The 12182-nt window shown below is 67.6% G+C and carries 16 protein-coding genes, 1 tRNA gene and 1 pseudogene; 13 read left to right on the top strand and 5 right to left on the bottom strand.

The annotated features are described in order from the left end of the window. Positions 1–64: 64 nt before the first annotated feature. The 7 genes and pseudogenes from QN206_00595 (at position 65) to QN206_00565 (ending at position 6391) form a co-directional block, all read left to right on the top strand. Positions 65–1267: a hypothetical protein gene (locus tag QN206_00595; protein MDR7613306.1), complete on the top strand. Its 1203-nt coding sequence runs from the start codon at positions 65–67 to the stop codon at positions 1265–1267. Positions 1268–1458: 191 nt separating this feature from the next. Further along, positions 1459–1686, top strand: a complete 228-nt coding sequence (locus tag QN206_00590) for a hypothetical protein (GenBank protein ID MDR7613305.1) — start codon at positions 1459–1461, stop codon at positions 1684–1686. After that, the gene (locus QN206_00585) at positions 1679–2038 is read left to right on the top strand and encodes a nucleotidyltransferase domain-containing protein (GenBank protein ID MDR7613304.1); all 360 of its coding nucleotides are present in this window, start codon (positions 1679–1681) and stop codon (positions 2036–2038) included. The genes QN206_00590 and QN206_00585 overlap by 8 nt, the downstream gene beginning before the upstream one ends. After that, positions 2025–2330 (top strand): HEPN domain-containing protein, encoded by a 306-nt coding sequence (locus QN206_00580; protein ID MDR7613303.1) that lies wholly within the window; start codon positions 2025–2027, stop codon positions 2328–2330. Before QN206_00585 ends, QN206_00580 begins: the two co-directional genes overlap by 14 nt. A gap of 17 nt (positions 2331–2347) precedes the next feature. Next, a complete protein-coding gene (locus QN206_00575) occupies positions 2348–5719 on the top strand; it encodes a Swt1 family HEPN domain-containing protein (protein MDR7613302.1) in 3372 nt (1123 codons plus the stop codon). A 59-nt stretch (positions 5720–5778) separates the two neighbouring features. After that, the gene (locus QN206_00570) at positions 5779–6249 is read left to right on the top strand and encodes a gamma-glutamylcyclotransferase family protein (GenBank protein ID MDR7613301.1); all 471 of its coding nucleotides are present in this window, start codon (positions 5779–5781) and stop codon (positions 6247–6249) included. A gap of 52 nt (positions 6250–6301) precedes the next feature. Beyond that, a pseudogene (locus tag QN206_00565) lies at positions 6302–6391 on the top strand (type II toxin-antitoxin system HicA family toxin). A gap of 196 nt (positions 6392–6587) precedes the next feature. Here the strand turns inward: QN206_00565 and QN206_00560 are convergent. Together QN206_00560 and QN206_00555 are read right to left on the bottom strand one after the other, a co-directional pair. After that, positions 6588–6890, bottom strand: a complete 303-nt coding sequence (locus tag QN206_00560) for a transcriptional regulator (protein ID MDR7613300.1) — start codon at positions 6888–6890, stop codon at positions 6588–6590. A gap of 2 nt (positions 6891–6892) precedes the next feature. Next, complete coding sequence (locus tag QN206_00555; GenBank protein ID MDR7613299.1) at positions 6893–7849, bottom strand: sodium-dependent bicarbonate transport family permease; 957 nt, start codon at positions 7847–7849, stop codon at positions 6893–6895. Positions 7850–8132: 283 nt separating this feature from the next. On the opposite strand from QN206_00555, the gene QN206_00550 reads away from it, so the two are divergent. Both QN206_00550 and QN206_00545 read left to right on the top strand, forming a co-directional pair. Continuing rightward, positions 8133–8315 carry a hypothetical protein gene (locus QN206_00550; protein ID MDR7613298.1) on the top strand — a complete coding sequence of 61 codons (183 nt, stop codon included), beginning with the start codon at positions 8133–8135 and terminating at the stop codon, positions 8313–8315. Then, a complete protein-coding gene (locus tag QN206_00545) occupies positions 8312–8515 on the top strand; it encodes a DUF2283 domain-containing protein (protein ID MDR7613297.1) in 204 nt (67 codons plus the stop codon). Before QN206_00550 ends, QN206_00545 begins: the two co-directional genes overlap by 4 nt. 127 nt (positions 8516–8642) lie before the next feature. On the opposite strand, the gene QN206_00540 is transcribed toward QN206_00545, so the two are convergent. Beyond that, positions 8643–9020, bottom strand: a complete 378-nt coding sequence (locus QN206_00540) for an OsmC family protein (protein MDR7613296.1) — start codon at positions 9018–9020, stop codon at positions 8643–8645. A gap of 196 nt (positions 9021–9216) precedes the next feature. Here QN206_00540 and QN206_00535 point away from each other — a divergent pair, with 196 nt between their 5' ends. Next, positions 9217–9717: a protein-tyrosine phosphatase family protein gene (locus QN206_00535; protein ID MDR7613295.1), complete on the top strand. Its 501-nt coding sequence runs from the start codon at positions 9217–9219 to the stop codon at positions 9715–9717. Between the two features lie 116 nt (positions 9718–9833). Here QN206_00535 and QN206_00530 read toward each other — a convergent pair whose 3' ends face one another. Then, entirely contained in the window at positions 9834–10367 is a 534-nt protein-coding gene (locus QN206_00530) for a hypothetical protein (GenBank protein MDR7613294.1), read from the bottom strand. A gap of 227 nt (positions 10368–10594) precedes the next feature. On the opposite strand from QN206_00530, the gene QN206_00525 reads away from it, so the two are divergent. Next, positions 10595–10804 carry a DUF2892 domain-containing protein gene (locus QN206_00525; GenBank protein ID MDR7613293.1) on the top strand — a complete coding sequence of 70 codons (210 nt, stop codon included), beginning with the start codon at positions 10595–10597 and terminating at the stop codon, positions 10802–10804. Positions 10805–10836: 32 nt separating this feature from the next. Continuing rightward, positions 10837–11298: an OsmC family protein gene (locus tag QN206_00520; protein ID MDR7613292.1), complete on the top strand. Its 462-nt coding sequence runs from the start codon at positions 10837–10839 to the stop codon at positions 11296–11298. A 175-nt stretch (positions 11299–11473) separates the two neighbouring features. On the opposite strand, the gene QN206_00515 is transcribed toward QN206_00520, so the two are convergent. Further along, positions 11474–11551, bottom strand: a tRNA-Glu gene (locus QN206_00515). Positions 11552–11733: 182 nt separating this feature from the next. On the opposite strand from QN206_00515, the gene QN206_00510 reads away from it, so the two are divergent. Beyond that, positions 11734–12171, top strand: coding sequence for a carbon monoxide dehydrogenase subunit G (locus QN206_00510; GenBank protein ID MDR7613291.1), 438 nt, complete (start codon positions 11734–11736; stop codon positions 12169–12171). The last annotated feature ends 11 nt before the right edge of the window (positions 12172–12182 follow it).

Here is a 12182-nt window from a genome sequence, read left to right as displayed (position 1 = left end):
CTGTACGGGGGAAGACCGGGTAGAGGCAGCTACCCTCGTCCTCGTCCCCGCCCTGAGGCTGGTGGTGCTGGCGCCGGAGCACAGCTATGAGAACGCCCTGCGGGAGAAGACCCGCCGGCTGGTGATGGACATGATCCAGAACTGCGGCGGGCGGGGGCGGACCTACAAAAGCGGGCTTATCTTCGCCGTGGCCGAAGGCGACGCCCAGCTTCTGGATGAGGCCAGGACCCTGCTTGCCCTGGAAAGCCTGGAGGACCCCGCCGAGCGGGAGCGGCTCAGGCTGGACGATTCCCAGTTGCAGGAGCTCAGGGAGAAAAAGCAACGAACAGGGCGGAACCTGAAGGAGGGCGTGTGGCGGGCCTACCGGCGCGTGCTCCTTCTAGGGGAGGACAACGACATGCGGGAGGTGGACCTGGGGCTTTTGCACCCGAGCGCCTCGGAGTCCCTGACGAGCCTCATCCTCTCCCGCCTCAAGCAGGAGGGCCTGCTGGAAGAGGCCATCAGCCCGGACTTCCTGGTCCGCCACTGGCCGCCCGCTTTGGAGGAGTGGAGCACCAGGGCGGTGCGGGACGCCTTCTTCGCCTCGCCGCGGCTCCCGCGGCTTCTCCATCCTGATGTCCTCAAAAACACCATCGCCCGGGGCGTGCGGGAAGGCAAGTTCGGGTATTTCTCGATGGGCGGCCCCATCATCTGGAACGACCCCACCTTCACCCCGGAAAGTGTGGAGTTTGCAGAAGATGTCTTTATTACAACAAAGAAGGCTCCCCCTCCTGCTCAGCTCAGAATCGAGCCTGGGGAGGTGATACTTCGTCCGGGCGGGAGCGTTCAATTTCAGGCACTTGACCAGGATGGCCGGCGCATCGAAAGCGTGGTCTGGTCAGCCCGAGGGGGCGAAATTGACAGCAACGGGAACTTTGTGGCCGGGATTGAAGAGGGAGAGTTTGAAGTCGAAGCTCGAGGCGGGGCCTTAACGGCAAGGGCTGTAGTCCGTGTTCGGAAAGACGCAGTTCCGCCCCCACCCCCGCCGCCACCGCCACCCCCGCCGCGCCGCCTCTTCTGGGAAGGCGAACTTCCGCCGCACAAGTGGTCGCAGTTCTACATGAAGGTGCTCACCCACTTCGCCACCGACCCCAGCCTGCGCCTGCGTGTGCGCGTTGAAGTGGCCCCGGAAGGGGGCATCCCGCCCAATCGGCTGGAGGAGATCCAGGCCGCTCTGCGGGAGCTCGGCCTGGACCCCGGCGCGATGCAAACGAAGGAGGACACTTGAGGATGTTTGCTTTCGGCAAGCGTATCTGTTTTCTTGCCTACAAATCACGCAACAGCTGGAGGGGCTCCGGCGGGCGCTTAAGGCCTGGATCGAGCCGGAGGCGTTTGAGAAGCTTCGGGACACCCGCTCCTTCCCCTTCCAGCCCGGAGAGCACGGGCGGATTGCCGTGAAGTCGATTGACTTTCGAGGGAATGAGGTGGTGGGGTGATTTCGTTAGGCCAAGTTCCCGGGGGGAGCTGGCCCGCGATCTCGCCTCCCGCCTGTTCGCAATCGCGGAGAAGAAGGGCAGGTCCCAGGACGCGCAGGCCTACAACGCCTTGGTGCTGGGGTGGCCGGAGGTCGCTCGCCTCGCCCGCAAGGAGCTGCCCGTCGGCGTCCGGCTGTTTGCGGATACGGGGGAGGGAGGAGAACGTGAATAGGGACGAGAGTACAGCGGGTCTCCGCGACCCGGTCCTGGACTCTGCGGTGCGGCGGATCGTCGAGCGGCTCCAGCCTCTGCGCATCATTCTCTTTGGCTCGCGGGCGAGGGGAGAGGCGGGAAGATGGAGTGACTTTGATTTCCTCGTCGTTTTGCCGGAAGTTCGAGACAAACGCACTGCTATGGTGGAGGCGCTTCGTGCCCTGAACGGTCTGCGTGATCCCCAGGGGATGCCTGTCGCCGTAGATGTGATCGTCACGAGCCCGGCCGAAATTGACCGTCGCGGGGACGTGCCGGGAAGCGTCCTCAGATCAGCGTTGCGTGAGGGCAGGGTGGTGTATGAACGCGGCTAAGTGGACGGAGGAGGCGTTGCGTTGGCTCAAGTTTGCGATGGAGGACTTGAGGCAGGCAGAGACCCTTTTTCGGCATAACCTGAACGCGTTGCGCGACTTGCTGCCTGCCGGCTGGCGGGTGAAGGACCAGTACCCGGATCTTTCCGAACTGACGGTCTGGGCTATTGAAGCCCGCTACCCTGGGGACTGGCCAGAAGCAACCCGCGAGGACGCGAATCGTGCCGTTCTTGAGGCCCGCGGGGTCTTGGACTCCATCATCGTAGACTTTCGCAGCCGCGGTGTGGAGATATAGGGGCTGGGGGGTGAGCCATGGCGGTGACTAACCACGAGCGGGTAGGTAAGGCGCTGGACCTGCTGCGGGCGGGCCTGGGGCCGTTTGTCGAGCGGGAGCTCCGGGGACAGTACCGGGGTCAAGCAATGGCGGAAGCTCTGCGCCTTGTGGGGGACGACCGAAACGTGGCAAGTAAGCCCATTCGGGACTGGGACGTGGCAGCGTTGTTGAAAGTCATGGGGGCCGGGTGGGACGAGGTGTTCCGGCGGCCCCTGGGTCAGGCGGAGCGCAGTCTCGTCTCGGAGCTACGGGACTGGCGGAACAAGTGGGCTCACCAGGAGGCGTTCAGCACAGATGACGCCTACCGCGTGTTGGACTCCGCAAGTCGGTTGCTCTCGGCCGTCTCCGCTCCCCAGGTGGAGGAGCTTGAGCGGATGAAGATGGAGCTGCTCCGGGTTCGGTTCGAGGAGCAGGTGCGGGCGGAGCGGCGAAAGGTGGGCGGGTCTTTGGTGGAGGCCGCTACAGCCGGGGCCCTGAAGCCGTGGCGGGAGGTCATCAGCCCGCACCCGGATGTGGCCAGCGGCCGCTACCAGCAGGCGGAGTTCGCGGCCGACCTGTGGCAGGTGTACCGGGGCGAGGCCTCCTCGGAGTATCAGGACCCCGTGGAGTTCTTCCGGCGCACGTACCTGACGGAGAACCTCAAGCGGCTGTTGGTGAATGCGGTCCTTCGGCTGTCCGAAGGCAAGGGCGACCCCGTTGTGCAGCTGCAGACGAACTTCGGGGGCGGTAAGACCCACGCCATGATCGCCCTGTACCACCTCTTCTCCGGAAGGCCGCCCGCGGAGCTCCCGGGTGCGGACGCGGTGATGGCGGAGGCGGGGGTGAGCCGGCTACCGCAGGTGCGCCGGGTGGCCCTGGTCGGAAGCCGTATCTCCCCGGGCAACCCCACGGTGAAACCCGACGGGACGGTGGTCCGCACGCTGTGGGGCGAGCTCGCCTGGCAGCTCGGCTTCGCCGCCGGGGGCCTGGAGGAGGCCCGCAGGGCGTACGCTCGGGTGGCGGCGGACGACGAGAAGGCCACGAGCCCCGGGGACACGCTGCGGGAGCTGTTCGACACCTACGGACCGTGTCTGGTGTTGATCGACGAGTGGGTGGCCTACGCCCGACAGCTCCACGACACACCCGACCTGCCCGGCGGCACCTTCGACACCCAGTTCACCTTCGCCCAGGCGCTGACCGAGTGCGCCCGGGCGGCCCGCGCGTGCCTCGTGGCGATTGCCCTCCCCGCCAGCGACCCCGTATCCCCGTACGTCCAGGCGGAGGACATCGAGGTGGGTGGGATCCGCGGCCGAGAGGCGCTCGACCGGCTGCGCAACGTGATCGGACGGATGGAGGCGCCCTGGCGGCCCGCCACGCAAGAGGAGACCTTTGAGATCGTCCGCCGTCGGCTGTTCGAGCCCATGAGGGATCCCGAGCAGTTCAAGGCGCGGGACGTGGTGGCCCGGGCGTTCGCGGACCTCTACCGCACACAGAAGGCGGAGTTCCCCCCGGAGTGCAGCGAGCCGGACTACGAGCGCAAGCTTAAGGACGCCTACCCCATCCACCCGGAGGTGTTCGCGCGCCTGTACGAGGACTGGGGGAGCCTGCCGCGGTTTCAGCGGACCCGAGGCGTCCTGCGGCTGATGGCCGCGGTGATCCACAGCCTGTGGGAGCGGGGGGATAGGAGCCCACTCATTCTGCCCTCCACAATTCCCATGGACGACCCGCGGGTGCAGTTCGAGCTCACCCGGTACCTGTCCGAGAACTGGGTGCCGGTGATCGACAAGGACGTGGACGGGCCCAACTCGCTGCCCGTGCGTCTGGACGGAGAGGTGCCGAACCTCGGGAAGTACCACGCCTGCCGCCGCGTGGCGCGGACCATCTTCCTGGGGTCCGCGCCCACGCAGCAGGCCGCCCACCGGGGGATCGAGGACCGACGGGTGCGGCTGGGGTGCGTGGCGCCCGGGGAGACCCCCCAGATCTTCGGGGACGCGCTCCGCAGGCTCACGGGCGACGCCACCTTCCTGTACCAGGACGGGGTGCGCTACTGGTACTCGACCCAGCCCAACGTCACGAGTCTGGCAGAGGGCCGGGCAGAGCAGCTGAGGCGCGAGCCCGAGAAGGTGGCGCGGGAGGTGGAGCGCCGGGTGCGGGAGGACGTGAGGAAGAGCGGGGCCTTCAGCCGCGTCCACGCTTTCCCTCAGTCCCCTCAGGACGTGCCCGACGACCTGGACGCGCGCCTGGTGGTGCTGGGCCTGGAATTCCCGCACGCGCGGGGCGAGGAAAGCCCTGCCCAGCGGCGGGCCCGGGAAATCCTGGAGTCGCGGGGAGCAGGGCCTCGGCTGTACCGGAACACGCTGGTGTTCCTGGCCGCGGACCGGGCCCGGGTGCAGGACCTGGACGAGGCGGTCCGGCGCTACCTGGCGTGGGAGTCGGTGCTGGACGACAGGGAGGCTCTGGACCTCACGCCTCACCAGGTCCGGCAGGCGGAGCAGCAGAAGCAGGCGAGCGACCTGACCGTGAAAGCACGGTTGCCCGAGACCTTCTGCTGGCTGCTGGTGCCGGTGCAGCCTGACCCGACGGCGGAGGTCGCCTGGCAGGAAGTCCGGCTGCAGGGGAACGAGGGTCTGGCGGAGCGGGCGAGCAAGCGGTTGCTGCGGGACGAGCTGCTGGTGACGGTGTTTGGCGGACCGCGCCTCCGCCAGGAACTCGACCGGATCCCGCTGTGGCGGGGCGACCACGTGGAGGTGCGGCAGCTGGTGGAGGACTTCGCGCGGTACGTATACCTGCCCCGGCTGAGGGACCCGTCGGTCTTGGTAACCGCGGTTTCCAGCGGCGTAGCGCTCCTCACGTGGGAGCAGGACGGGTTCGCGTACGCGGACTCGTATGACGAGCGGGCGGGGCGGTACCGGGGCCTGCGGGCGGGGCAGCACGTACCCCTGTCGGCGGATGCTCCCGCGGGGCTGGTGGTTCGCCCTGAGGTGGCGCGCCGGGAACTGGACGAGGAGGCACGGCGGAAGTCGGAGGAGCCGCGCAGGGAGGCCAGGGCAGGAGGGGACACTGGCGAGGCGGTGACCACGGAAGCCACCGCCGGGGGCGAGACCGGCACGGAAACGGTGGTAGGCCCCAGGGTGGTCTTCCGCCGGTTCCACGGGAGCGTGGTCCTGGACCCACTGCGGGCGGGGGCGGAGGCCGGGCGGGTCCAGGAGGAGGTGGTCGCACACCTCGCGGGCCTGCCGGGCGCACAGGTGCGCGTGACGCTGGAGATCGAGGCCACCGTACCGGAGGGGGTGCCGGAGCGGGTGGTGCGGGTGGTGACGGAGAACTGCCGGACGCTGAAGTTCACCAGCCACGGGTTCGAGAGGGAGTAGGTTAGGTAGGGAACGGGAGGGCAGTAGTGGCTCTCATGTGAAGCGGGGGTCGGTGGGCAATGCAAGATGACACTGTGTGGTACTTTGCGTACGGGTCCAACCTAGATTCAGACCGCCTACACAAGCGCATAGGTCGTGATAGGGTGGACTCCAAGGTCGGCTATCTGCGGGACTACAGGTTTGCCTTCAATAAGAAGGGTAACGATGGGTCTGGTAAGGCTAACATCGTGCCGCGCGGTGGCAGTCAGGTGTGGGGTGCCGTCTATCGACTGACGAGCGCAGAACTTAGTTATCTGGATCGTTGTGAAGGGGTACCCGGTCATTACGAGCGAAGGCAAGTGGAGGTGATGACTCGCGAAGGTGAAATCATCCATGCACAGACCTATATTGCCAATCGCGAAAAGGTTAGCGCAGGTCTACGGCCGACCCGAGAGTATTTGGACCATATCCTGAAGGGGGCGAAGGAGCACGGTCTACCAGCGGAGTATGTCGAGGAGATTCGGAGATGTTCTGAGGGGCGCAGTGAGTAATAAGCGCGCCTTCTCCGGTGCGAGCCCGTGGTGGTGGTCGTGTGAGCAAGTTGTCCCGGACCACGACGAGCTGGATCGCGGTACCCTCCGGGCCATCCTCCGGTACGCGGGGCTGAGCGTGGAAGAATTTCTGCGCCTGTTGTGCGCCCCGCCGCGCACAGCTTCAGGGTGGCTACGCGCCGCGCGGTCGGCTGGACCTCCTGGGCCGAGCGTGGCGGATTCTCGATGGCGGATGCAACCGCCGGCTGCCTCCTGGGCTCTCGCCCAGGACAGGTGGTGGCCACGACGTGACGTCTCGAAAAGCCAGTACTGCCGGTAGGGTGTTCAGTTGTCCGTCTTCAGACGTACTTTTTCCCGCGTATCACCTCGACGTTCTCCACGTAGGCGATGATCGCGTAGTGAGGGAAGTAGGCCTCCTGGAGATGGGCGAGAATTCGTTCCGCCACTTCCTCGCTCACAATGGTCTCCAGTCGGATGTTCTTCCCCTCCCAGTCCATGGTGCGCAGTCCCCGGGAGCCCTCGCCTCGGGCGTCTGTCACGGTGTAGCCTTTCGCGCCCAGGCGCCTCAGATCGTCTACCAGGCGCTCCTCCAGGACGGCTTCCGCCACGATGGTCACGAGCTTTAGACGGACGAGTTCCACCTTCAACCTCCAAGCGCTCGGGCGAGGGCATGATACAGGGGGATCCCCAACGTGAGGTTAAATGGAAACGTGACCGCCAGGCTCGCTGCCAGATACACGCTGGGGTTGGCCTCCGGGAGTGCGATACGGACCGCCGCTGGGGCGGCGATGTAGCTCGCGCTCGCCGCCATCGCGCCGAAGACGGTTTTCCCGCCGACGGAAAGTCCCACCAGGTGCCCTAGGTACACACCCGCGACTCCGTGGACGAGAGCCAACACGATTCCGTAGGGCACCAGCCGCAGGCCGACATCGCGGAAGCTGCGGAGCCTCGCGGCTGCCACCATACCCAGGTCCATGAGGAACAGGGTGAGTGCTCCCTGGAAGGGCTCTACGAAAAAGGCTGCCACCTGCTTCATGCCCTGCTCCCCGGACAGGAAGCCCACGAGCAACCCTCCGACGAGGAGCACCGCGCTCTTTCCGGTGAGAACTTCTCGCAGGGCTGCGCCCGGGGAGCCACCCTTCCGTTTCGCCAACAGGAGGGCCACGACGATCCCCGGCACCTCGAGAACGGCCACCAGGGTCGGCAGGAACCCTTCCACCCGGTCGCCGGCTGCCTGTACGAATCCGAGGGCGGCGAGGAAGGTCACCGCGGAAACCGATCCGTAGTGAGCCGCGAGCGCAGCGGCTTCGATGCGGTTCACCCGAAGGAACCGTCGCGCGAAGACGTAACTCAAGAGCGGACGGCCGAGCCCGAGGGCCAAAGTTGCCAGGACAGGCCAGAGGACAGCAGCCGCGGTCGTCTTGGAGAGCTCGACGCCACCCTTGAAGCCGATGGCGAAGAGAAGGTAGATGGACAACGCGGTGTAGAGGGCCTCCGGGAATGCAAGGTCGCTCTGGAGCAGTCGAGCCGCCGCTCCGAGGAAGAAGGCCAGTACCATGGGAGACAGAAGGTTGAGTCGAACGAGGTCGACCGCGTCCATGTCGCCACACATTTTGCATTACGTAGGGATCGCGGTGCAAGGGGGAGAACGCACTCCGCGAGCTTCCAGCCCGAGCCGGCCCCGAACCGCGGGCTTGTGTACTGCGATCCACGGCCACAGGGTGGCGCAGATCACCGGTTTGGGGCCTGATCATGACCTCTCCTCCCCGTGATTGCCCAGAACAGCTCGACAGGCGGGCGGCCCCGGGTTCGGTAGCCCAGGTGGGCCGGCGGCGGTTGTAGTGGAGCGCCGGCGCACTGGCGAAGACGTTGCCAGGCAATTCATGGCCAGACCAGAGCAGACCTTCGATCTCCGGCCCGGCCGTTCGGTCCGCCAGTCCCGGATGGAACTGGGAGGAAAGGTGTACCTCGTGCGGGTCATCGTGGACGTAGACCGCACCCCGGCGGAGATGGTAACGGTCTATCGCACCAGCAAGATCTCGAAGTACTGGAGGCAAGGAGCATGAAGGTGATTTACGACCGGAGGACGGATACCCTGACCGTGATCCTCCGGGAGGACGTCTCCGTGACGGAGAGCGACGAGAACAAGCCCGGAGTGATCGTGGACTACGGTGACCACGGGAATCTCGTCTCTCTGGAGATCCTGGATGCGTCCAGGCGGGTGACAGAGGCTCGACGGATAAAGTATGAGACGGTGGAGTCGTAGACCCCACGGCTGAAGTCGGGGCCTTTCGTCGGGCTCCTGGGCCTCAGGCTCCGGACTCGCCGGCTGACGCCACCTGCCAGTGCACCGTAACCTGGGGGGTCGCGACCGCGACCGTGCCGTAGAGGGGTCAGCGGCGCTTGAAGGCCTCCACCAGCGCCTCCGCCTGCGCCGCGGAGACCCCTGAAAGCACGAGGTCCAGCCGCACCGCGTTGAACACCGTGAGGTCCGGCCGCACGGGCGCGGAGCGGTCCACGGTGCCCGCGATGTGGGCTTCCACCCGGGGCACGGGAAAGCCGAACTCCCGGGCCAGGACTTCCACGAGCTCCACCGCACAGCTCGCCACCCCCGCGAGGAACAGCTCCCCGGGCGTGACCTCCTCCCCGGGACACCCGTTCTGGACGGGCCCGTCCACCACCAGGTGGTGGTTCCGTATGGAGCCCATCACCCGGCCGAAGGTCCCGGAAGACCGGGCGTGGGCTTCGTAGACCCGCACCTCCTGTGCCATCTCCGCCTCCTCGCCGGCCCGGGCATGCGCCCGGAACCGGGAATCGATTCAAGTGGTGCGCCGAAGGAGTCCTTTCGCCTGGTCCCGGGCGAATTCCTGGGCGCCGGGCCACCCGTTGCTCGGGCTCCGCTGCCTCTGGCAAATTTCAGGTCCGAGACGGTCGGCGGGCGACGGTCCTGCCGGGTCAGGAGGGGTCGTGTTCCGCGAGGTCCGGCTCCCCGAGGGGACCAAGGGGCGGCTGTACCTGCACTCCATGCCCGGACGGTGCGAGCCGTTCGAGGAGGCCGTGGCGGAAGCCCGGCGCCTGGGCATCACGACCGTCGTGCGGCTGACGCCGCTGCACGAGGTCGCGGCGAACTCCCCGCAGTACGCGTGGCTGCTCCGCTCGGGCAGGCTGCCGTGGCGCGAGGAGGCCCTGGAGGTGCCGGACCACGGCGTGCCGGAGGACCGGGAGGGGTTCCTGCGGCTGGTGACCCACGTGGCGGACCGGCTGAAGCGGGGCGAGCGGGTTCTGGTCCACTGCGCGGCGGGCGTCGGCAGGACGGGGATGTTCGCGACGTGCGTGCTGCTGGCCCTGGGGTTGGACGTGGAGCAGGCCACCCAGCGGGTGAAGCAGGCCGGTTCCTGTCCGGAAAGGGGACAGCAGGAGGCTTTGGTCCGGTGGGCCGGGCAGCGGCTGCGCGCAAGGCGGCCGTAGTCGCTGCACCCCGGCCTCCCTCGCCGGGATGATGGTTTCGTGGACGCCGAACGTTTGCAACCCAGGTGCGGCCGCCTGCGGCGGCTTCAAGGGATCCCTATGCGTGTACCCCGGGTTCACCTCGAGTAGGAGCCGTCTGGGTTCAGGAGCGCTACGTTCGCGTCACCGCGCCTCGCCAGCTCCCGGATCACGTTTGCGGCCCATTGGAATCCCGGCGGTACTTCTTCCAGCAGGCGGAGGGCCTCCGCGAAGTCCCCGGCCTGGCGGGCCACCTCCGCCTTGGGCACCCTCTCGTTGGGGTTGTCCTCGTCCAACAGAGCGAACAGCCCGCGCAGGTTCTCGTAGAAGAGGTCACGGTACTCCGCGGGGATCTGCGCGCCGGGCCGGCCGCGGACCAGGTCGTTGATGGCCCACCACAGGCGGACCCGCAGGTACTGCTCTCTGTCGCGGCCGGACGCAAGACCGCCCCTCAAAGCTTCCGCGTAGCCCTCGATGCCCGGTGCCTGTGCCAACGGCGCCCGATACCACTCCTCTGGGAGCTGCCGTCCCGGGCCCGGCACGTCGAGCTCCCCCAGCTGCTCGGCGTCCTCCAGCCAGTAGAGCTGGCCGCAGCCGTGGCAGCGGGTCAACGCGGGCAGGTCAGGCAGCATGGGAGCCTCCCGTTTGCCGTCGCTCCAGTACACCGCGCCGAGGGTGTTGCCCGAAAAGATTGAACGCTGCAGCCCGGCGGTTTGGAAGTCAACGGGGAGATGGACGGGGTGGCGCACAATGAGGCTGGGAGGCCTGTCTGAGGAGTCGGTGGGCCCGGAGGTCGCAGGGGTGGCCTTGATAATACCCTACAGGGTATGGTATAAGGCCTACGAGGAGGTGGAAGGTCATGCGGGCGTGCAACGCAGGAACGGTAGACCGGGCGATCCGGATCGTGGTGGGGCTCGTGGCTCTGTGGCTGGGGCTGCGGCAGGGTGCCTCGGCCCTGGCGTACGTGCTGTACGCGGTGGCGGCCGTGGGTCTGGTGACGGGGGTCGTCGGGTGGTGCCCCCTGTGGGCGCTGCTGGGCGTCAACACGTGCGCGAGGCCGCGCGCGTGAGCTTTCCTGGACGGATCTGACGGAGCTCGGCCATGGCGGAAGCGGCGGACGTCATGCGGGCCCATGTGGCCCTGCGGCCCGAGGGCCGCTACCGGTTCCGGGTGGAGATGGACCGGCCGGAGTGGAGCTTCGTGGTGGACGAACCCCCGCCGCTGGGCGAGGGTGCAGGCCCCAACCCCGCGCGGCTGGTTGCCACAGCCCTGGGACACTGCCTGGCCAGCAGCCTCAGGTTCTGCCTGGACCGGGCGCGGGTCGCGGGCGAGGTGTCCGCGGCGGTGGACGTCGAGGTCCGGCGGAACGAGCGGGGCCGGTGGCGGATCAGCCGGGTGGAGGCGCACCTCGACCTGTCCGGGGTGGACCCCGCTCAACGCGGCGCCGTGGACCGGTGCCTGGCGCTGTTCGAGGACTTCTGCGTCGTGACCGCGAGCGTCCGCCAGGGCATCCCCGTGAACGTGCGGGTGCGGGTGAACGGAGAAGTCACCTCGGGGGTCTGACCCCAGGTGTCAGACCCCTCGGCCCGGACCCCTCGGCCCGCGGTAGACCACCCGCCGGAGGGCCGCCATGTTCTCACCGGATTCTCACCTTCGCGGTGCCCCGTGCGCTCCCTGGGGGTGTGGGCGGTGGGTGGACCAGGACGGCGCAGCGACGATGTCTGCGACCTGTCGCGGCTGGTGCCCCGGACGGGATTCGAACCCGTGTTGCCGGCTTGAAAGACCGGAGTCCTAGGCCTGGCTAGACGACCGGGGCACGCACCCAGCTCATGATACCACGCGACCTCCAGCCGACCTCCCGCTCGAGCACCGCTCCGCGGTGTCGTCCTTCGACGCCCCTGGCCATGGAGGCGTCCCCGTATGATAGGGTTTACGGGAGGATCCGGAGAAAATCCCGAAACCGGTGACCCTGCCAATCCACGAGGCTCGGAGGGAGCGATGAAAGTGGAGGGAACGCAGATCCTGCACGCGCCCCGGGAGCAGGTGTGGAAGCTTTTGGACGACCCGCAGGCCCTGGCGTCCTGTACGCCGGGACTCCAGGAGCTGCGGCCCTTGGGCCCGGACGAGTTCGAGGCCACCCTGTCCATCGGCATCGCGGCGGTGCGGGGGACGTACCGGGGGAAGCTGCGCATCACGGAGCGCACCCCGCCGGATCGGTACGCGGTCCAGGTGGAGGGGAGCGGGGCTCCGGGGTTCGTGCGCGCCACGGGCCAGCTGGAGCTCCTGGACCGAGGGAAGGAGACCGAGGTGCGCTGGTCGGGAGACGTGCAAGTGGGGGGGGCTCTCACCATCGGGAGCCGCATGATCCCCGGCATCGCCCGCATGCTCGCGGCCCAGTTCTTCGAGTGCCTGGACCGAAGGCTCGCTTCCGGATGAGAGCCCGGCGG

Source organism: Armatimonadota bacterium (assembly GCA_031460175.1).
In the GTDB taxonomy this organism is placed as follows: domain Bacteria; phylum Sysuimicrobiota; class Sysuimicrobiia; order Sysuimicrobiales; family Sysuimicrobiaceae; genus Sysuimicrobium; species Sysuimicrobium tengchongense.
Note: the sequence above shows the minus strand (reverse complement) of the source record. Positions and strands in the feature narration are given on the sequence as shown.